General features: G+C 58.9%; 16 protein-coding genes. 3 read left to right on the top strand and 13 right to left on the bottom strand.

The window, feature by feature from the left end:
• Window positions 1-54 precede the first annotated feature (54 nt).
• The 11 genes from AC0J5K_RS20925 to AC0J5K_RS20875 form a co-directional block, all read right to left on the bottom strand.
• Window positions 55-1197, bottom strand: coding sequence for an alpha-hydroxy acid oxidase (locus AC0J5K_RS20925; RefSeq protein ID WP_007803174.1), 1143 nt, complete (start codon window positions 1195-1197; stop codon window positions 55-57).
• 127 nt (window positions 1198-1324) lie between these two features.
• The gene (locus AC0J5K_RS20920; RefSeq protein WP_040545925.1) at window positions 1325-2605 is read right to left on the bottom strand and encodes a Rieske 2Fe-2S domain-containing protein; all 1281 of its coding nucleotides are present in this window, start codon (window positions 2603-2605) and stop codon (window positions 1325-1327) included.
• 311 nt (window positions 2606-2916) lie between these two features.
• Window positions 2917-3492: a putative antibiotic biosynthesis monooxygenase gene (locus AC0J5K_RS20915; protein ID WP_040545926.1), complete on the bottom strand. Its 576-nt coding sequence runs from the start codon at window positions 3490-3492 to the stop codon at window positions 2917-2919.
• 200 nt (window positions 3493-3692) lie between these two features.
• A complete protein-coding gene (locus AC0J5K_RS20910; RefSeq protein WP_007803178.1) occupies window positions 3693-5543 on the bottom strand; it encodes a TRAP transporter permease in 1851 nt (616 codons plus the stop codon).
• A 220-nt stretch (window positions 5544-5763) separates the two neighbouring features.
• Window positions 5764-6753, bottom strand: a complete 990-nt coding sequence (locus AC0J5K_RS20905; protein WP_076626055.1) for a TAXI family TRAP transporter solute-binding subunit — start codon at window positions 6751-6753, stop codon at window positions 5764-5766.
• Between the two features lie 310 nt (window positions 6754-7063).
• The gene (locus AC0J5K_RS20900; RefSeq protein ID WP_229678654.1) at window positions 7064-7591 is read right to left on the bottom strand and encodes a MarR family winged helix-turn-helix transcriptional regulator; all 528 of its coding nucleotides are present in this window, start codon (window positions 7589-7591) and stop codon (window positions 7064-7066) included.
• 386 nt (window positions 7592-7977) lie between these two features.
• Window positions 7978-9009 (bottom strand): 2-hydroxyacid dehydrogenase, encoded by a 1032-nt coding sequence (locus tag AC0J5K_RS20895; RefSeq protein ID WP_110740142.1) that lies wholly within the window; start codon window positions 9007-9009, stop codon window positions 7978-7980.
• Window positions 9010-9011: 2 nt separating this feature from the next.
• Window positions 9012-10781, bottom strand: a complete 1770-nt coding sequence (locus tag AC0J5K_RS20890) for a thiamine pyrophosphate-binding protein (RefSeq protein WP_040545931.1) — start codon at window positions 10779-10781, stop codon at window positions 9012-9014.
• A 132-nt stretch (window positions 10782-10913) separates the two neighbouring features.
• Window positions 10914-11765, bottom strand: coding sequence for a carboxylating nicotinate-nucleotide diphosphorylase (gene nadC / locus AC0J5K_RS20885; protein WP_007803184.1), 852 nt, complete (start codon window positions 11763-11765; stop codon window positions 10914-10916).
• A 126-nt stretch (window positions 11766-11891) separates the two neighbouring features.
• Complete coding sequence (locus AC0J5K_RS20880; protein WP_007803185.1) at window positions 11892-13370, bottom strand: aldehyde dehydrogenase family protein; 1479 nt, start codon at window positions 13368-13370, stop codon at window positions 11892-11894.
• Window positions 13371-13426: 56 nt separating this feature from the next.
• Window positions 13427-14185, bottom strand: coding sequence for an IclR family transcriptional regulator domain-containing protein (locus AC0J5K_RS20875; protein WP_008335451.1), 759 nt, complete (start codon window positions 14183-14185; stop codon window positions 13427-13429).
• Between the two features lie 105 nt (window positions 14186-14290).
• Here AC0J5K_RS20875 and AC0J5K_RS20870 point away from each other — a divergent pair, with 105 nt between their 5' ends.
• The 3 genes from AC0J5K_RS20870 to pcaF are packed head-to-tail and all read left to right on the top strand — an operon-like array spanning window position 14291 to window position 16901.
• Window positions 14291-15010, top strand: a complete 720-nt coding sequence (locus AC0J5K_RS20870; RefSeq protein ID WP_007803187.1) for a 3-oxoacid CoA-transferase subunit A — start codon at window positions 14291-14293, stop codon at window positions 15008-15010.
• A 17-nt stretch (window positions 15011-15027) separates the two neighbouring features.
• Complete coding sequence (locus AC0J5K_RS20865) at window positions 15028-15705, top strand: 3-oxoacid CoA-transferase subunit B (protein ID WP_008335453.1); 678 nt, start codon at window positions 15028-15030, stop codon at window positions 15703-15705.
• On the top strand, window positions 15702-16901 hold the full coding sequence (gene pcaF / locus AC0J5K_RS20860) for a 3-oxoadipyl-CoA thiolase (protein ID WP_007803192.1): 1200 nt from the start codon (window positions 15702-15704) through the stop codon (window positions 16899-16901). The genes AC0J5K_RS20865 and pcaF overlap by 4 nt, the downstream gene beginning before the upstream one ends.
• A gap of 5 nt (window positions 16902-16906) precedes the next feature.
• On the opposite strand, the gene AC0J5K_RS20855 is transcribed toward pcaF, so the two are convergent.
• Complete coding sequence (locus AC0J5K_RS20855) at window positions 16907-17344, bottom strand: LysR substrate-binding domain-containing protein (RefSeq protein ID WP_083783479.1); 438 nt, start codon at window positions 17342-17344, stop codon at window positions 16907-16909.
• A gap of 55 nt (window positions 17345-17399) precedes the next feature.
• Window positions 17400-18191, bottom strand: a 792-nt coding sequence (locus AC0J5K_RS20850) for a TniQ family protein (protein ID WP_473009950.1), incomplete at its 5' end; no start/stop codon positions are given.

The following is an 18191-nucleotide window of genomic DNA, read 5'->3' as shown; positions in this document are numbered from 1 at the left end:
CGCAGTCATCCAAAACGTTGATCGTGCAAGCGCTACTGGCGGAGGAACCATTTATTACCGTCGAATTTCGACGTTGAAATCAGAGACCGCAGACACGGATCTTGCGCCCACAAAGGTCATGGTCCTCGTCATCTCCTCTTCAAGGATCGAAAGCGCCCGTGACACGCCCGCCTCGCCTTGCGCCGCCAAGCCATAGAGCGGCGCGCGACCCAGCAGAATGCCCTTCGCACCCAAGGCGAGGGCTTTCACGATGTCACTGCCGCGACGAATGCCGCCGTCCAGCAGAACCGGAAACTTCCGATCAAGAGCCGCGATGATATCTGCGAGTACGTCGATGGTGGCAGGAGCGCCATCAAGCTGACGGCCACCATGGTTCGAGACGACGATTCCATCCACACCGGCGCGTTGCGCGTCAATCGCATCTTCTGGGCACATGATACCCTTGATCAGCAGCGGGCCTTTCCATTTCTCCCGAATGCGGCGAACATCTCCCCAAGAAAACTCCGGGTTCCGCTGAGATCGGGTAAACTCGGCCAGTTCTCTGTCGCTCGCGCTGTTTCCGACAAAGTCCAAGAGGTTCTCAAGTCTGGGACGGTGCGGCCCGAGCCATACGGAGGTCAGCCAAGCAGGATGCAGAAGCCCATCGAGAACAGTCCGGGGGCCAATGCGGATTTCGTGGGCGAAGCCGTGCCGCAGATCACGTTCGCGCTTGCCGCCCACGAGTGAATCGACAGTCAGTACCAGAGCCGAGTAACCGGCCGCCTGTGCCCGGTCGATCAGCGCATCAGCGAATGCGCCCTTCCCCCACGGATAAAGCTGGAACCAGAGGGGACCCTTGCTCCTCCGCGCGATCTCTTCCAGCGTCGTGTTCGAGGCGGTCGAAACCGTGAACCCGACCCCGGCTCGTTCGGCCGCAGCGGCGAGGTGCAGATCTCCCTGGGGCCAGTAGAGGCCGTTCAGCCCTGTCGGCCCTATGAAAAACGGCTTCGAGTATGTTTCCCCGAACAGCTCCAAGGTGAGATCGACGCTCCCCCCTTTGAGGATTCGCGGCGTGAGAACGATATTCGTGAAGGAACTGCGATTGTGCCGCAGCGTCACCTCCGATTCCGCGCCCCCATCCAAATAATCGAACACCACCCGTGGCAGGCGACGCCGTGCCTGCGCCCGCAAGTCTTCGATATTGATTGCTGTCGTCATAACGCCTGTCGCCCGCCGAGCAGAATCCGTCGAGGGAAGCTATGAAAGTCCGACGGCACCACGAAAAAAGAGCCGCCCAAAACCCCTTGAGGCCTTGGACGGTTCAGGGAGGAAACATGTGCGCAAGTTATTCCGCCGCTTCCGTCTTGCTCGACGTGTCCACCAGTGTTCGCCAATCGACGTCCTTAGGATACACTCCCTCGTGAGAGGCGATTACCCTTTGCGGAATCTTCGACTCGGTGCCGATTGCCTGGCCACCTTCGGCGACTTTCTTTGCCGCATCGGCCATGAGGCGGCGGAACTCGACAATCGCCAGGTCGGAGGCCCCAAGAATGTCCGTGTGACGCTGTACGCGGCTACCCATCGAAACCCACATCACAATATCTTCGTTCGGAATGCCGTCCACGCCGGTAAAGTGGCCCTCTTTCATCCTTTCTCGGTCCTGCTTGAAGTCGTTCTCCAACGTCCGGAGAGAGCGCCATTTGTGGTCCACGTCCTCACCCGGTACGGCATGGGCAAACTTGCGCCACTCTTCAGTGGAGGGAACGTTCGGTCCGTCGAAGGCTATGAAGTGAAACGCTGTCTCATCGTCATTGATCGGCACGATGACGCTGGCGACCCGGTAGTTGTTGTTCGGCGGAATCAGCGAATAATAGGGCGCGATAAATTCGGTGATCCGGAGATAGTTGTGCGTCTGAGCGTTTTTGATCGGCTTACGGATCGCCGCGTAATGGAAACCGTAGCTCGTGGTTTCAGTCTGCATACGCGGAGATTTGTCTGTCGATGGGCGGTACCATGATTTGTCGTCCGCCGCGGCGCCCTCGACCCGTGCCGGAACCATATTCGAGGAATGGAGCGATGATGAATGCGCGCTATCGATCTGGCCCTCGTGAATCTGCGCCCAGTTGGCGGGCACGCGAATCTTCAGGATCGAAACTGGGGTGTCTTCGGTTGGCGCAAAGGCCGGCGGCTGGAACTCGGGCATATCATCTTTCTCGCCGAGCCAAGCCCAGACGAAGCCGCCCCACTCCCGCACGGGGTAGGAACGATGTTTGACCTTGTCCATCAATGGACTGCCTTCCGGCTCTGAAGACATTGCGACGACATTGCCTTCAACATCCATCTTCCAGCCGTGATAGAGGCAGCGCAGCCCACATTCCTCGTTACGGCCATAGACCAGAGAGGCCTTTCTGTGCGGGCAAAGCTCATCCAGCATTCCCAGACGACCCTTGGTATCCCGGAACGCGACATAGCTTTCGCCGAGAACTTCGACTCGAAGCGGTTTGCCGTCCGACTCTTCAACCTCTTCGATCAGGCATACAGGCGTCCAATGCTGACGCATAAGTCGCGCCATCGGGGCATCCCCCGTTACGCGTGTAAGCAGTTCATTCTCTTCGGGTGTAAGCATCTGGGCTCCTCCAATGGCATCCGACTCTTTCAGTGGATGAGTGGTTTTCGACCTCTCAACTATTCTTAGCTCTCTAAGTTTTATCTGTCAACGTAACCTGCCACTTTTTTTTCCCGCGTTGTAGGTATCGACCTAACTTGTTGTCCGAAATAGCGGGTTCTGAACTAGATCAAGCTGACGAGATCGCAAAACCGAGATACTTTCGCGCAATTGTGGTCCGGAACCTCCCCGACAGCGGCTTGCCGGGCCCGTCTCTGAGGTGTCATGGCAGCCAGCCTGTGCATAAGTCGCGGCAAGCGAACCATCTCGCTTCACCGTGTGAGCCATGGACGCAATCTCTTGCCCAGAAACGGCGCAACGTAGACACCGTTCACTCCGGTGAGCACCAGCGCAACAAGAAACAGAGACACGGGACCTGGAAGGTTTTGCGTGAGCGGTTGCAGCGCGTAGTAGATAAGGATCAGCAGGGGATAGACACCCAGCATGCTGGTGACCCAGGCCTTCCAATAGCGCGGCGCGGCTGGCGGTTTCGGGTCAGTACCGTTGGCCGGCACCTGGTGCCCTACAGTCACCGAAGCGAAGCTCAGCCTCTCTTCGAGATCATGGGCCAAGGCGGCCATTCCGTCTCGGAGCGAAACGGATGCTTCTTCCCCAAGCAAGGTCACCGAAAAGATGATCTGGTCAATGCCAGTCTGATTCTGTAGGGACATGCGAGCGTCAAATCGGTTCCAATCTAGGTGATACAGAGCGGCATCGTTTATCGCCTTCGCGACGACCGCGGCCTGTGCAAGGGGTGCTCTGATGGAAACCGACAGCTCGGGGATCGCGTCGGTGCCAATACTAAGCTGTTTTGGCCCAAGTTCTTCCGGCCCCGGTGTTTCATTCATTTCCTGAACCTCGAAATACTTTGCGCCGGTTGCGAAGTGATCAGCTCCCACCTATGGAAGTAGCCGCCTGTGTTCCGCGTCATAGGCCGACCGGCCCGGACCAACCTTAAAAATTGGCCCAGGCCACATGCCGTCTCTGGGTTGAATCCCTCGATGACCAGACTGCGCTTCAATCGGGTCAACCTGCTGAGGCGCCACAGCTAGGCACTGTCCACGCGGGCGTTTTCTGTCGTGAATGCGATCTGCCGGAATAGCATTGCGACAATCACTAAAATACAGATCGCGGATACCGCCAAGTAAGGGCTTACGGCGCCAATCGCAGCGATTGGCAGTACGCCCCGTTCGACTGCACTGAGTTGCGTCTTGACCAAGCCTTCCAGAGAGGCTGCGACCGCGAGTGCTCCGGCAAAGGCGCCCACTACGGCCAAAGTGTTTGCCAGAGGACCGAGCTCTAGGAGGATGCCTGGGTTCCACACGAAGGCGAAGGGCAGAAGGAAGCCGACGATGGCCAGCCGGACTGCGGAGAAAGCGATCTTGAAGGGGTCTTCGTCGGCGATCGCTGAGGCCGCGATTGCTGCCACGGCGATCGGTGGCGTAAGTGCCGAGAGAATCGCATAGTAGAGCAGAAACATCTGGCTCGGCAACGTCGGGAAACCGAGCTTTGCCAGCGCCGGTCCGACCAGCACGGCTGCCAGGATATACGCACTGGGCGTTGGCATCCCGAGACCGAGAACAATCGTGACGACCGCGGCGATAACGAGTGTCAGCAGTGGTTGCATGTTGCTGACAGTCAAAATGACGTTCGCGGATTTCATTCCAAGGCCGGTCATCGACAAGCCGCCAATCACAAGACCGGCCGCGGCACAAGCGCCGGCGACTGGCAGAATCTGGAGCGTAGTCGCCCCCAGCCCTTCCACCAACTGCCACAGTGACAGCCGTGTGTCTTTCAGCATCATCGCGGACAGGATGGTTACTAGAACTCCGACACCGGCTGTGAAGGTCGGGGAATACCCCAGAATGAGGGCGACGATGATGCCGATGATCGGCAGCAGGAAAACCCATCCGGTCCTGAATGTTTCCTTTGCTGAAGGTATTTCGTCTGCAGAGGGTCGAAGGTTGTGCTTGACTGACCGGAAGTGAACCTGAGCGAAGACACCCGTGTAGTATAGAAGCGCCGGCACCAGAGCGGCGAGCACGATGGCGTTGTAGGAAATGCCGGAATACTCGGCCATGATGAAGGCTGCTGACCCCATGATCGGAGGCATCGCGCTTCCGCCAGACGACGCCGCGACTTCCACCGCCCCCGCGAACCGTGCCCGATAGCCGAGTCGCTTCATGACAGGGATCGTGATCGACCCCGTTGCAACAACATCGGATGTTGGGCTCCCGGACATCGTGCCGTACAGGCCCGACGAAATGATCGCGATTTTGGCGGGGCCGCCGCGCGCATTGCCGGTCACAAGCGCTGCAAGGTTGAAAAAGAAGTCCCCTCCCCCGGCCTTGGCCAGGAATGTTCCAAACATCACGAACAGGAAAACATAGCTGGCAACGACCTGAAGCGGCACGCCAAAAAGTCCATCGGTGGTGAAAACCAGAATATCCAAGAGATAGCTGAACTCGCTGACGCGATGCCCGAATGGCGGCGGCAGAAGAGAGCCAAACAGATTATAAATCAGGAAGAGGGCGACAACGCCGGTCAGGCCTAGGCCGGTGGTCCGGCGGGTCGCTTCGATGGTCAGAAACAACAAGGCTGAGCCAAAGAAAAACTGATCGGTTGTGAATTCGTCGAGTAGACTGATCCGGTCCGCAATCGCTCCCGAGGTCACGTAGAAATACACCCCTGTGGCCAGGCTCAGCGCAGAGAGAACCCAATCATAGATCGGAATGCTGTCCGGCGCGCGCGAGGTCGCGCCGATCGCGAGGAAGAGAATCGTGAAAATGCCCGATACGAACAGAATGCCCTGAATGAGCGGATCGGAGATGATGAAGAGGTTCGAGTGGATTACCCAAACCGCGAATGCCGCCGCCAGAACCATGACGATGGTTCTCATCGGCGAGCCTAAATTTCTACGACGACCGGTTTCTGTAAGCGAAGGAAAATTCATGTAGACCCCGTATAAGGCAGAGAAGAGAAAGAACCGCGATGTATGGGCCGCGCGATGACATGACGTGACATCTCACGTAGCCACCGCGGGGCATTGCTCTGTGCAGTCCATGAGTGGGCCGGCGCGTGTCGTTGCAGCGCGCGCCGGCCGGATCGCGGGATCGACCTTACTTGAGCAGACCCAGTTCCTTGTAGGCACGCTCCGCACCAGGATGGAACGGCAGCGTGGTCTGCGACGTCAGAAGTTCCGGTGTGAGCGCCTGCATCGCCTTATGCACGCCGCGGATCTCGTCGATATTGGACGCGATGCTCTTTGCGAGCATGTAGCCAGTTTCTTCCGGCAGTACATCGGAAGTGATTACCATCGCACCCAGTGCGAGCGTGACGACATCTTCGGTCTGGTTCTTGTAGCTGTCGGCTGGAATTGTGAACGTGCCGGTTCCGAAACGCTCGTTGGTCGCAGCGATGATGTTTTCGGGAACGCTGAGCAACACGACGTCATTGCCCTCGTCAACTTTACGGAACGACGAATGTCCGATGAAAATGCCGTTGATCACCATATCGGTGCGGCCGTCTGCAATCAGATCTGCTTGCTGTGACGAACCACCGCGGACAAGCACGCCGCCATTGGACTCGATCGTGGCTTCGTCGTAGCCCGCCTCTTCGAGCATGAAGGTCGTGATGTTGGCGACGATGTTCCCGGCATTGTTGTTCGCAACACGGATCGCCGCGCCGGACGTCGCGAGGTCGTCAATGCTGTCGATGCCATATTCTTCGGCAAGAGACTTCTTGATGAAGAAGTGCATCGGCGCCCAGTTGTACATGTAGCCGATGGCTTGAAGGTTCTCGATCGGCGCGTCAAACGGTTCGTCCCCTGCGAGGGCCAGCTTGATCTCGGCATCATGTGCCATCCCCAGGTCGGTCCGTTCACGGCCCAGAAGGCCGATGTTCGCAAAGCCACCCCCGGTGGCCTGATAGGTCACCACGCCGCTCGGGTCATCCGCCTTGACGGCACGGTCAATACCAGCGCCCAGAAGCGACCAAAGCCCCGAGGGATTGCCGCCTGAAAGGGTCACATTAACGCTTTCTGCGGAAGCAGCGCTCGCAAGAACCGCAAGGCCGATCGATGCGGCAACGGCTTTGATTGGAAATTTCATGTCTTCCTCCCTGTTTTCAGTAGACATCTAATATTAGATATCTATCTTTAATGCTAGTAGTCTATCCACTCGCACCCGTCAACCCTGATTGAAGTCGAGACTATTGTTCAGCGAAAGCCACTCAAGTCATAGTTCCTGACGCGGAACACGCCGAAGCCGTGTGTCCGGCGTAGGTGCTTTGTCGTGACGCACTATCAACCCGTGGAGCCCCGGAGCAGCAGGCCTCAAACCCCCGCCCCCATAGGCTCTCTATGTCCGCAACCGCCATTGAATGGCCCGCGCCGGACACTCGGCACGCATGGCTCGCGATTCAGTTTGCTGTGTTGCCCTTGGTCGGGGGAACACGGACCCCTCTGGCGGCCGCATCCTGTTCGTCATTTTCGAGGTTCCGGATCATCACGGCAAGTGCGTGTCGCAAGTCTTCCTGAGCTTTCTTGGACAGTCCCGCCATCGCTGCATCGTTCACTTCGAGCGCCAGAGGTTCGAGAACGTCGCGCAGCTCCAAGCCCTTCCGCGTCAGAAACGCGTGCTGGCGCCGTTTGTTGCCCTCGACGTTGCGTCGCTCTATGAAACCCAATTCTTCCATTTTGATGAGCGCGGTGTGGGCGGTGGGTTCGGTGAGATGCGCCCGGTCGCTCAGTTCGCGTTGCGACAACCCGTCTTCCTGCCAGAGGATGCGCAGGAAAATCCACTGACCGAACGTAACATTTTCCGTTTGCAGTCGAAGTTGAAGCGCCCGGTTGAACCCGCGGGCCGCCAGTCGTACCAGCCGGGCCATGCGCTCGTCGGGTTGGACAGGTACGTGGCTTGATTGCTTTTCTTTCATCGCATCGCTCACGGCCTGTCTCCACACATGGTTTTTATCCAAACAGCGCGCCCGCCCGGACTTGATAGCTAAGAACTCCAGAGTTGTGGCGCGCGCAACATAGGTGCCGAGCCTTGGTACAAAGTCAAGACATGGAAGCCGGGGTGCCTATCGTTGGGCCCGAGTATGGACTTTCTTCCGGGGTGGTTTTGCCCCTGTGTCGGGATTGTGCGCCGGTTGCTTTCCAGTACGCGACCATCATGCGCCGACACCTGCCTTGCACCACTGTGCCGCACAGCGCCGGGCAACCGTTGTGTAACGCCTCCGGCAAACCCGGCGCGGTTCACGGCCATTCAATAGGTGCAAGGAACATAGGCTCTGCAGTTCGGCTGTGCACACCGTTCGCGCGGAGGGGTTGGTCAGTTCAGATCGTTCAACTTTTGTCGCCAGCGTTCCACCACATCGGGGTTCCTGACATATGTCGGCAGATCACCTTTCATGATGCGTGTTGCGTTTTCGACGAGGACGTCGGGCATGACCGTGTAGAGATCAATGGTGTGGCCCAGGATATGCGGGGTGAGGATCACCCGGTCGAGGCCGCGCAGCGGGTGGTCGGCGGGCAGCGGTTCGGTTTCCGTCACGTCCAGCCCCGCACCGGCCAGGTGTCCTGCTGTCATCACCCGCACCAGCGCATCCTCGTCAATGAGACCCCCGCGCGAGGTGTTGATCAGAACCGCATTTGTCTTCATCGCGCGCAGTTCCGCCTCGGCAATCATGCCTCGCGTCTGCGCGTTGAGCGGCACATGCAGGCTGACCACATCGGACGTGGTCAGCAGCGCGTCGCGCTCCACCAACCGTACGCCCGCGGGTGCGGTGTCAGGTGTCAGGAACGGATCGTGCACCAGGATCTGTGCCGGCTCGAACGCCAGCAGTCGCTCGATCACCCCGGCCCCAATCCGGCCAGACCCGATCAGGCCGATCGTCCGGCCCCGCACCATCCGCGCATACATCTGCTGCGGCCGGCCCGCATTTTCGCGTAGCAGGCGTTCGGATTCATGCAGCCGGTACAGCAGCACCAGCATCAGCATCACTGTCGCCTCTGACATCGCCAGAAAGTTCTCGGGCGTTGCACCATTGGCCACGATCAGACCACGCGCGGCACAGGCCTCCAGATCGACCGCATCCACCCCGATCGTCGGAAAGACCAGCGCCCGCAGCCGTGGTGAGGCATCCAGATCCGCCTCGCTCAGCCGCGACCGCGAGCTGGCCACGATGATATCAACGTCCGACAGCAGCGCCTGCCGTTGCTCTTCCGTCAGCCGCAGCGGAACACCCGGGGTGATCTGGGGGCCGCGAACGACCTCCCAGCCTTCGGCCCGCAGCCGATCCGTTGCGGTGTCCAACACCTCTTCCAGCACAGGATCCTGCGCAATATAGATCTTCGGGGTCATCATCAGTCGCTCCGCGTCAGGCCAGCGACCATGTTGGGGTTATACCCCGGCTGGACACGTGCATCGATCACTACGCTCTTGCCCGCGCGCACCATCTCGACGCCCTGTTTGATCGCCTCGACCAGCTCGCCCGCGGTAAAGACCGGGCCGATCCCTTCGCAGCCCTGCGCCCGCGCAACTCCGGCAATGTCGATATCCGGATCACCGATACGCTGGCCGATCCACTTGTTCTCGACCGGGCGGTTGCGGGCCACTGCCACGCGTTCCTGGTGCACCTCGTCATTGTAGAACGAGCGATTGTTCGACACCACCGCCAGGAACGGAGTGCCATAATGCGCCGCCGTCCAAAATGCCGAGGCCGCCATCATGAAGTCGCCGTCCCCAAGAACCGCAACAGGCAGCCGGTCGCTGTCTTTCAGCGCCAGCGCCGCCCCGATCAGCATCCCAGGACCCGAGCCGATCCCCGCGCCGCCATCCGAACCCAGGAAGTCCAGCGGATGACGGAAGTGCCACGCCTCGCCCGCCCAACCCAACGGCCAACGCACAAAGCTGGCACAGACACCTTCCAAACCTTCGCCAAGCGCCCCGGCCAGCGTCATGATATCAAGCTCAACATCTGCATCGGGGGCGTTCAGCGCGGGTTTGACCGGCAAATCACCGGGCATCTCGCCCGCCCCTACACCCAGGGCATCGGCAATCGCATGCATCGCAACATCCGGGCCACAGGCCAGGTGCAGATCCAGCGCAGGCAGCGCCTGATGCTCCATCCCCCAGCCATTGTGCAGCTGATAATCCAGCGACGCCTGGATCACCTGCGCCGTCACTTCGCCCGCCAGTTTCAGCGTACCCGCGACATCCAGCCAGTCCAGACTCAGGATCACATCGGCCTCGCGCAGCACCGCGCCCGCCGCGTCGTCGATGAAGAAGGCTGGTTTACCCCGATGCCGCGGGTGATCCGTCGGGAAAGACGCCCCGATCCGGATATCCGTCAGAACCTTCGCCCCCAGCCCCTCGACAAAGGCCACACGCCGCGCCCAATCCGCCGGATCGCGCGACACCCGCCCCGCCAGCACCACAGGCGCCTTGGCGTTCTTCAGCAGGTCCGCCGCACGTGCCACGCCTTCGGCCGAAGGAGCCGCAGGCAAAGGCGGCTGGTAACGCGCAAAATCCGGCAGCGCCGGGGCCTGCGCGTGCTGCTTTTCCTGGATCGACACATCAAAGTTCACATAGGTCGGCCCTTTCGGCTCGCTCCGCGCGATCACATCCGCACGCAACATCGATTCCAGCGCCGCCTCCATCGAGCCAGGCTGATCGTCCCATTTCACATAATTCCGGATCATCGACGCCTGGTCACGGCAGGTATGGAGCCAGTCAATCCAAGGACGCCGCAGCGCCGCATCAACCGGCCCCGTCGCACCATAGATCAGCACAGGAACCCGATCACACCATGCGTTGAAGATCGCCATCGTCCCATGCATCAGACCCACGTTGCTGTGCAGAATCACCGCCAATGGCTCCCCCGTCACCTTCGCATAGCCATGTGCAATCGCAACCGCATGCTCTTCGTGCAGACACAACAGCATCTGCGGATCTTCATTACCAAGGTGGTTCACAAGGCTGTCATGCAAACCCCGAAAGCTCGACCCAGGGTTCAGCGCAACATACTTCACCCCCAAACCTCGCAACATATCCGCAAATACATCGCTACCCCAAACTCCCAAACTATCCGACGATACTGGGCGCTCAACCTGATACAGCCTGTGCTCTGTCATGTGTTTTGGCCTTTCCTTATGAAGTGTTGATGCAGCAGCGCCCCATTTTGAAAGGCGTACGCAATAGGTATTTATTGCCCGCCGAAAGGGCGGGCATTTTGCATTTCAGACGGTCTGGAGCGGTTCAGAGGATCAGAAATCCAAACCGAAATCGACGGTCCCCGCCGAATGGGTCAAAGCACCGGAGGAAATATAATCCACATTTGCCGATGCGATTTCGCGCAAACGGCCAAGGGTCACATTCCCGCTGGCTTCTGTCTTCGCCCGCCCGTCAATGCGCTTTACGGCTTCGGCCATGTCTTCGGTCGACATATTGTCAAACATGATGACATCTGCGCCCCCGGTCTGAAGCACCTCGTCCAACTGATGCAAACCGTCGATCTCGATCTCGACCACGACCATGTGACCCACATTTCGCTGAACGGCTTCCAACACCTGTTTGATGCCACCAGCCGCTGCGATATGGTTGTCCTTGATCAGGATTGCATCGGACAGGGAAAACCGGTGATTGTGGCCGCCGCCATGCAAAATCGCGAGTTTCTCGACAAGCTTCAGCCCCGGTGTGGTTTTGCGTGTACAGGTGATACGTGTCTTGGTACCCGCAAGTTCCTGCACATAGGACGCTGTCAAAGTTGCCGTCCCGGACAACCGCCCGGCAAAGTTCAGGGCAACACGCTCTGCGGCAAGGATCGACGCCGCCGATCCCTCTATACGCATCAAGGTATCGCCCGTTTTGCAGGCCGTACCATCCGCGACAACAGTCTCGACAATAAGATCGGGATCAATCAGCCGAAACGCCAGAGAGGCCACCTGCATCCCAGAAACAACCGCGTCCTGCCGTGCACGCATTTGCGCCTTGTAGCGCGTGCCTTCAGGCAGAACGGAACGGGTTGTCACGTCGCCTGCTGCACCCAGGTCCTCCACAATGGCGTTCCGAACCATAGGTTCGAGGATGATATCGGGGACGTTCGCAACATTGCTCATTATTTTTCAGATCCTTGTCGGTTTGCAGAAAGGGTAGGAAGGGATGGTCTCATCCCGGCCAAAGCAATCAATAAAGAAAAAGCTTTTGGATCCCAGACCCCGTTCGCACATTACCTCTGCACCGGGTTACTGACCCGACAGATTGATATGCACATTCTTTTCATGGGTGAAGGAAATCAGCTCGCCAATACCTTCTTCGCGCCCGATACCCGATTGTTTGACCCCACCGAACGGGGCACCAAGGAAATGCCGGCCAACTTCGTTAACCCAAACAAACCCGGCCTCGACACGAGCAGCCGTGCGATGAGCCGTAACCAAGTCCCGAGTCCAAATTGCGCAGGTCAGCCCCAGCTCAAGTGCGTTGACCTCGTTCAGCATGGAATCTTCGTCCGACCATTTGCGGACCGCCAGAACTGGCCCGAAAATCTCTTCGCGAGCGATACGCATCTGCGGCGTTACATCCGCAAAAATCGTCGGCGCGATGAAGCTTCCCTGTGCCAGCGCACCTTCGGTCACCGCATGGCCGCCGGTTACGGCACGCGCGCCTTCGCTCATGGCGGATTCGATGAAGTCCATGATCCGATCGAACTGTGTCCGGCTGACGATCGCCCCCATCGTGGTCTCCGGCTCTGTCGGAATGCCTGGCTTGTACCGTTCGACAGCCGCTTTGAGATGTGAGATGACCGCATCGTGGATGTCTACATGCAAGAAAGCGCGGCTCGTCGATCCGCAAGATTGCCCGCACCAGCCGAAATTCATGCCGCCGACGATCGCATCGGCGATCTTCTTCGGATCGCTGTCCGGATAGGCGATCAGCGCGTTCTTGCCGCCGAGTTCGAGCAGCACTGGTTTGACGGTGTCGCTCGCGCTGCGCATCACCGCCCGGCCCGCGGGTACGGAGCCGATGAGTGTGACCTTGGCGACGTCGGGATGTTCGGCCAGCCCAGCTCCTGCCTCGACGCCGCCCGGCAGAACATTGAACGTGCCTTTAGGCAGCAGGCCATCGATGAGCTCCGCCAGCCGCAGCGAAGACAACGGAGCCTGAACCGGCGGCTTGATGATGACGGCATTGCCTGCGGCCAGAGGCGCTGCCATCTTTCCGCCGCAGAACATGAACGGATGATTAAAGGCAAGAATCCTTGCAACCACGCCCATCGGCTGGCGTAGGGTCATGTTGATGCGCTCTGGTCCCATAGGGATCGTATCACCCTTCATTTCGGTCACAAGACCGGCGAAAAACTCCATCTGCGCTGCCGCAATCGCGGCGTCGCCGCGCATTTCAGTATAGGGGTTGCCACAGTTTGCAGCGTCCATCATCGCCAGTTCATCGCCATGCTTTCGCAAGAGATTTGCGATTTCCTTCAGGATACGTGCGCGTTCCAGCGGCACAACATCCCGCCATACCTCGAACCCTTCTTTCGCTGCCGCAACCGCCGCATCGACATCGGCGCGACTTGCCGTCGCAACCGACCCGATCCGCTCGCCGGTTCCTGGGTTGAAAGTGTCTTCGTACTTTCCCTCTAGTGGCGGCACCCATGCGCCGCCGTAGTAGAGATGGGCTGGTTCTTGAAGAGAGAGCTTCGCGTCTAGTTTCAGATTTTCCATCTAAGGTATCCTCCCGGCTTGAGGCCCTAATAACTTAGACTTCTAAATAATGTCAATCAGAGAACCCGCCCGAGGGCCGATTGGACGCCAAGCAAGTGCGGCAAGTATGTTTCAATCGTCTGCTTCGGTGTCCAGCCGGCAGACGACAAACCGATATTGAGAGCAGCGACGGTCAAACCCTTGCGATCATTCAGCGGAACAGCGATTGACCGTAAACCCGTTTCCACTTCCTGGTCCACAAACGCATATCCGTCCTCTCTCGCAGCATCGATCCGGCACAAGGTCTGAACTGGGTCGAGTATTGAGAACTTGGTCCGCGGGGTAAGGTCCGAGCGTCTGACAAGCAGGTCAGCCTCTTCGCGAGGCAGCGCAGCCAACAGAACCCTTCCCATCGAGGTGCAATGGGCGGGGAGTCGTGACCCAGGCATGAGCCCGATGGACATCACACGTTTCTGCGCCGCGCGCGCGATATACACGATCTCGGTCTCATCGAGCAGTGCCACGGAACAGCTTTGACCAATTTGCTCGGAGAGTTGGTCAAGCCAAGGTTGGACAATCTGCGAGAGCGGTAGGGAAGCAAGTGCGGCCACTCCGAGCCGTAGGATGCGCGGGGTAAGAGTAAAAAACTTACCGTCATAGTCGGCGTAACCTTCGCGGTGGAGCGTCAACAGTACGCGTCGCGTAGCAGCGCGATCCAAGCCACTGGCGACGGCAGCTTCGGATATCGAAAGACGCGGGGATGTGGGTCCGAAGGCTTCGATCACTTTCAGCCCCTTGGCGAGCGAGGCGATGTAGTCGGTGGGATTGTTCAACATGCGAACGTTGATATACACATGTTGAAAAAAGATCAATATATGAACATTTTACTCGCTACGGCGGTAATCTAGGGATATTTCGAAGTGAATGTAAGGAGGATCCTGATGAACAAAACATCGCCCAGCCTCGCTGACGCGGTTGCGGATATCCCCGATGGCGTACAGGTTATGATCGGTGGCTTTGGAGGCTCCGGAGCCCCGATCGAACTGATCCACGCTTTAATCGACCGCTTTCGTGCCACCGGCAGCCCCAAGAATCTTACCGTGATAAACAATAACGCGGGAAACGGCGCGATCGGAATCGCCGCGATGATCAAAGCGGGGATGGTCAGGAAGATGATCTGCTCTTTCCCGCGCAGCTCCAACGCCGAGGCATTCAACGAAAAATACCTGGCAAGCGAAATCGAGCTCGAGTTGATCCCGCAGGGTACATTGGCCGAACGCATTCGCGCGCGCGGAGCAGGCATTCCCGCTTTTTATACGCCAACTTCTTTTGGTACCGAGCTTGCCGAAGGCAAGCCGACAGAGACGTTCGACGGCAAGATGTACGTGCAAGAGTTGTGGTTGAAGGCCGACTTCGCCCTGATCAAAGGCCATGATGGTGACGAGACCGGCAACCTTACCTATCGTTTGGCTGGCCGGAACTTCAATCCGTTGATGGCGATGGCTGCCGATCGCACGATTGCGCAGGTCTCCAACCTCCGCGCACCCGGCTCCATCGATCCTGAGGCGGTAGTTACCCCCGGAATCTTCGTCGACAAGATTGTCGAGGTTCCCGCGCCTCAACAAGAAGAAGTACTCGTGCGTAGGGGGGTGGTCTACTGATGTCCGGTTTCAATTTAATGGAAGACAAACTGACGAACGCGCAGATCGCGTGGCGTGCCGCTCAGGATATCGAAGATGGTTCCTATGTGAACCTCGGTATCGGATTTCCCGAGATGATCGCCAAGTTCCAGCCCGATGGCCGCGATGTAACCTATCATACCGAGAACGGCGTGCTGGGATTCGGAAAAGCCCCTGCGGAGGGACAGGAAGACTGGGATCTTATTAATGCGGGCAAAAAGGCGATTACATTGAAGCCCGGTGCATCCTTTTTCCATCATGCCGACAGCTTTTCGATGGTGCGCGGTGGCCACCTCGATCTGGCCGTTCTTGGCGCGTATCAGGTCGCCCAGAACGGCGATCTGGCGAACTGGCGCGTAGGCACCAAAGGCGTGCCGGCCGTGGGTGGAGCAATGGACCTTGTGCATGGGGCCAAGCGTGTGGCGGTTGTAACTGACCATGTAACCAAGGATGGCGGCCCGAAACTGGTCGAGGCCTGTACTTTCCCGCTGACAGGCGTCGGGTGCGTGACCCGCGTCTACACCTCTCTGGCCGTGATTGACATCGAAGATAGCAAATTCGTGCTTCGTGAAAAACTGCCGGGCATCACTTTGGACGCCTTGCAGGCGGTGACTGGCGCGACGTTGCACATTGTTGGCGAAGTTGCCGAACTCAATGTTCCCGAGGGAATCTCATGACTGACGTATACATATGCGACTACATCCGCACACCAATCGGCCGCTTTGGCGGTGCGCTTTCCTCCGTCCGCGCTGACGACCTTGCCGCGATTCCGCTTCGGGCCATTGCCGCGCGCAATCCGGGCCTCGACCTTGCCGCGATCGACGAGGTGATCTTCGGCTGCGCCAATCAGGCTGGCGAAGACAACCGCAACGTCGCCCGCATGGCGCTGCTTCTCGCAGGCTATCCCGAGACGGTGCCGGGTACGACGATGAACCGACTTTGCGGCTCGGGTATGGATGCGGTCATCACTGCAGCTCGGGCGATCAAATCCGGCGAGGCCGAGCTGCTTGTCGCCGGAGGGGTAGAGAGCATGTCGCGCGCGCCATTCGTGATGCCCAAGGCCACCTCCGCCTTCTCGCGGGCCAATGAGGTCCACGACACCACTATCGGCTGGCGTTTCGTTAACAAGCTGATGAAGGAAAAATATGGCGTCGACAGCATGCCCGAGACGGCAGAGAATGTGGCCGAAGATTTTGGCATCTCGCGCCCCGATCAGGATGCCTTCGCCTTGCGCTCGCAGCAGAAAGCGGCCAAAGCCCAAGTCAATGGCCGTTTGGCCCAGGAGATCGTGCCGGTTACGATCCCGCAGCGCAAAGGTGATCCTCTGGTCATCGACACCGACGAGCATCCGCGTTCCACGACTACATACGAAGGCCTGAAAAAGCTTCGGCCCTTCGTGAAAGCCGATGGCACTGTGACAGCGGGCAACGCCTCTGGCGTGAATGACGGGTCTGCCGCTTTGATCCTTTCGACGAAAGAAGCTGCCGAAAAGCATGGGCTTAAGCCGATCGCCAGAGTGCTCGGCGGGGCGACCGCCGGCGTGGCGCCGCGCATCATGGGCTTCGGCCCGGTTCCGGCCTCGAGAAAGCTTCTGGCGCGTCTTGGCCTGCGCCAAGAGGAGTTCGCAGTGATTGAGCTTAACGAAGCTTTCGCCTCGCAGGGCCTCGCCACGTTGCGTAATCTTGGGATTGCTGATGATGACGTGCGTGTGAACCCCAATGGCGGGGCAATCGCGTTGGGTCATCCGCTGGGCATGTCGGGTGCGCGGATTACTGGCACCGCGATGCTTGACCTCAAGCCTGGTGAGAAATCGCTATCCACCATGTGTATCGGTGTAGGACAGGGTATTGCTATTGCGCTAGAAGCCGTCTGACTGGCTCAACGACGGGCGCAATCCTCTTCAACCCGCCGGTGTAGAAGCCGCGCCAGCAGATCGGCATGGCTGTCTTCGTCGAACGTGAACTTGCGTGTCAGACCTACCGCCCCGGCCATGTAATCCGACTTTAGATCGAGCGCAGCAAGGCTGCCGCGCGCAATTTCCCGCGCCACGACGCCGCGCGAGATGAACCAGAGCATCTCAGAACCTTCGAGAAGCGTTTGCGCCGCCGGCAGGGCCACCGTCTCGAACACCGGTGTGAGATCGGATAACCCCATCGCGGCAAGGTATTGATCCACGCTCTGACGGATGATCGCGCCAGGGTTGGGCAGGATGAGGGGATAGCGTAGCAGAGCGTCGGTCACCGGCAGATCCAGCGCTGGATGTCCGGCGCGCGCCACCAGCAAGATCGGCTCGTCATAGAGATACTCGAAAGACAGGTGTCGCGTTGCCCTTAAATCTGAGACACGACGCGTTCGGGGATATTTTTTGCCCTTAATTATGAGATTCCACTGCCATCGCGCCTATGCTTTTCGCGCGCTGCCGGGCGATGTAATCGACCGCGGCAAGCAGACGTGGCTCCTTATCGAAGGCGCGCAATAGAGCAACCCTTGCATAGTCGTCGATGCCGGAGCTTGAGATGGCCGCTTTGACCAGTGGACGGGATTGGGCTGCATCAATTGCAGCAAGGCAAAACAGCCTTACTTCCAGCCTGTGGCCCTGAAGAGCGTATAACGGATCTCCGCGGAAGGCCTTTAATGATATGGCAAAGGTGACCGCGCGCATTGCGCGCCGAAATTGCTTGGAGCTGCGTAATCGCGCGGCGTATTCAAGCCGCGCGGCGCCGTTGCGCGCACGATTTATCAGCTTTTCGGGCATCTGTTCGCCACTGGCCTTGCCGAGCGTCGGCACAAGTCTCGTCCCACAAACCTGGCAGTCGAATGCCCAGGCTCGCCTCCAATGCTTGAGCGAAAGGCCCTCTCTGGAACATTGCAGGCAATGCTGGAATGGTATCTGGGCCGTCAGCGAGGCTTCTCGTGTCGTCATTGCTGGGAAGGTCAAAGATCGCACAACATCTGGGTCAATCCGTGCGGCGTTGGCAATCTTCGCCGCCGCAGCCGCGTCGACGTTGAAGTTCAAGGCGGTGCCATGCGCGGTATCGATTCTGAGATGAGCCAGTAGTTCCGCATCATCACAGTAGTTGGCCGCCGCCAGCCTAGACAACCAACCTGACAACAACTCGTCGGGCAGCGGCGCGACAGTCTTGGGCAGCGGGTGCGGCTTCAC

The sequence above is a fragment of the Marinovum sp. E3 genome (assembly GCF_055755275.1).
Note: the sequence above shows the minus strand (reverse complement) of the source record. Positions and strands in the feature narration are given on the sequence as shown.

Excerpts from the sequence above, each read along its gene's own strand:
- AC0J5K_RS20895 (WP_110740142.1), bottom strand. The coding sequence starts at position 9,009 with ATGACCCCGAAGATCTATATTGCGCAGGATCCTGTGCTGGAAGAGGTG.
- AC0J5K_RS20920 (WP_040545925.1), bottom strand. The coding sequence starts at position 2,605 with ATGCTTACACCCGAAGAGAATGAACTGCTTACACGCGTAACGGGGGAT.
- AC0J5K_RS20865 (WP_008335453.1), top strand. The coding sequence starts at position 15,028 with ATGGAAGACAAACTGACGAACGCGCAGATCGCGTGGCGTGCCGCTCAG.
- AC0J5K_RS20905 (WP_076626055.1), bottom strand. The coding sequence starts at position 6,753 with ATGAAATTTCCAATCAAAGCCGTTGCCGCATCGATCGGCCTTGCGGTT.
- nadC (WP_007803184.1), bottom strand. The coding sequence starts at position 11,765 with ATGAGCAATGTTGCGAACGTCCCCGATATCATCCTCGAACCTATGGTT.
- AC0J5K_RS20915 (WP_040545926.1), bottom strand. The coding sequence starts at position 3,492 with ATGAATGAAACACCGGGGCCGGAAGAACTTGGGCCAAAACAGCTTAGT.
- AC0J5K_RS20870 (WP_007803187.1), top strand. The coding sequence starts at position 14,291 with ATGAACAAAACATCGCCCAGCCTCGCTGACGCGGTTGCGGATATCCCC.
- AC0J5K_RS20875 (WP_008335451.1), bottom strand. The coding sequence starts at position 14,185 with ATGTTGAACAATCCCACCGACTACATCGCCTCGCTCGCCAAGGGGCTG.
- AC0J5K_RS20880 (WP_007803185.1), bottom strand. The coding sequence starts at position 13,370 with ATGGAAAATCTGAAACTAGACGCGAAGCTCTCTCTTCAAGAACCAGCC.
- AC0J5K_RS20910 (WP_007803178.1), bottom strand. The coding sequence starts at position 5,543 with ATGAGAACCATCGTCATGGTTCTGGCGGCGGCATTCGCGGTTTGGGTA.
- AC0J5K_RS20925 (WP_007803174.1), bottom strand. The coding sequence starts at position 1,197 with ATGACGACAGCAATCAATATCGAAGACTTGCGGGCGCAGGCACGGCGT.
- pcaF (WP_007803192.1), top strand. The coding sequence starts at position 15,702 with ATGACTGACGTATACATATGCGACTACATCCGCACACCAATCGGCCGC.
- AC0J5K_RS20890 (WP_040545931.1), bottom strand. The coding sequence starts at position 10,781 with ATGACAGAGCACAGGCTGTATCAGGTTGAGCGCCCAGTATCGTCGGAT.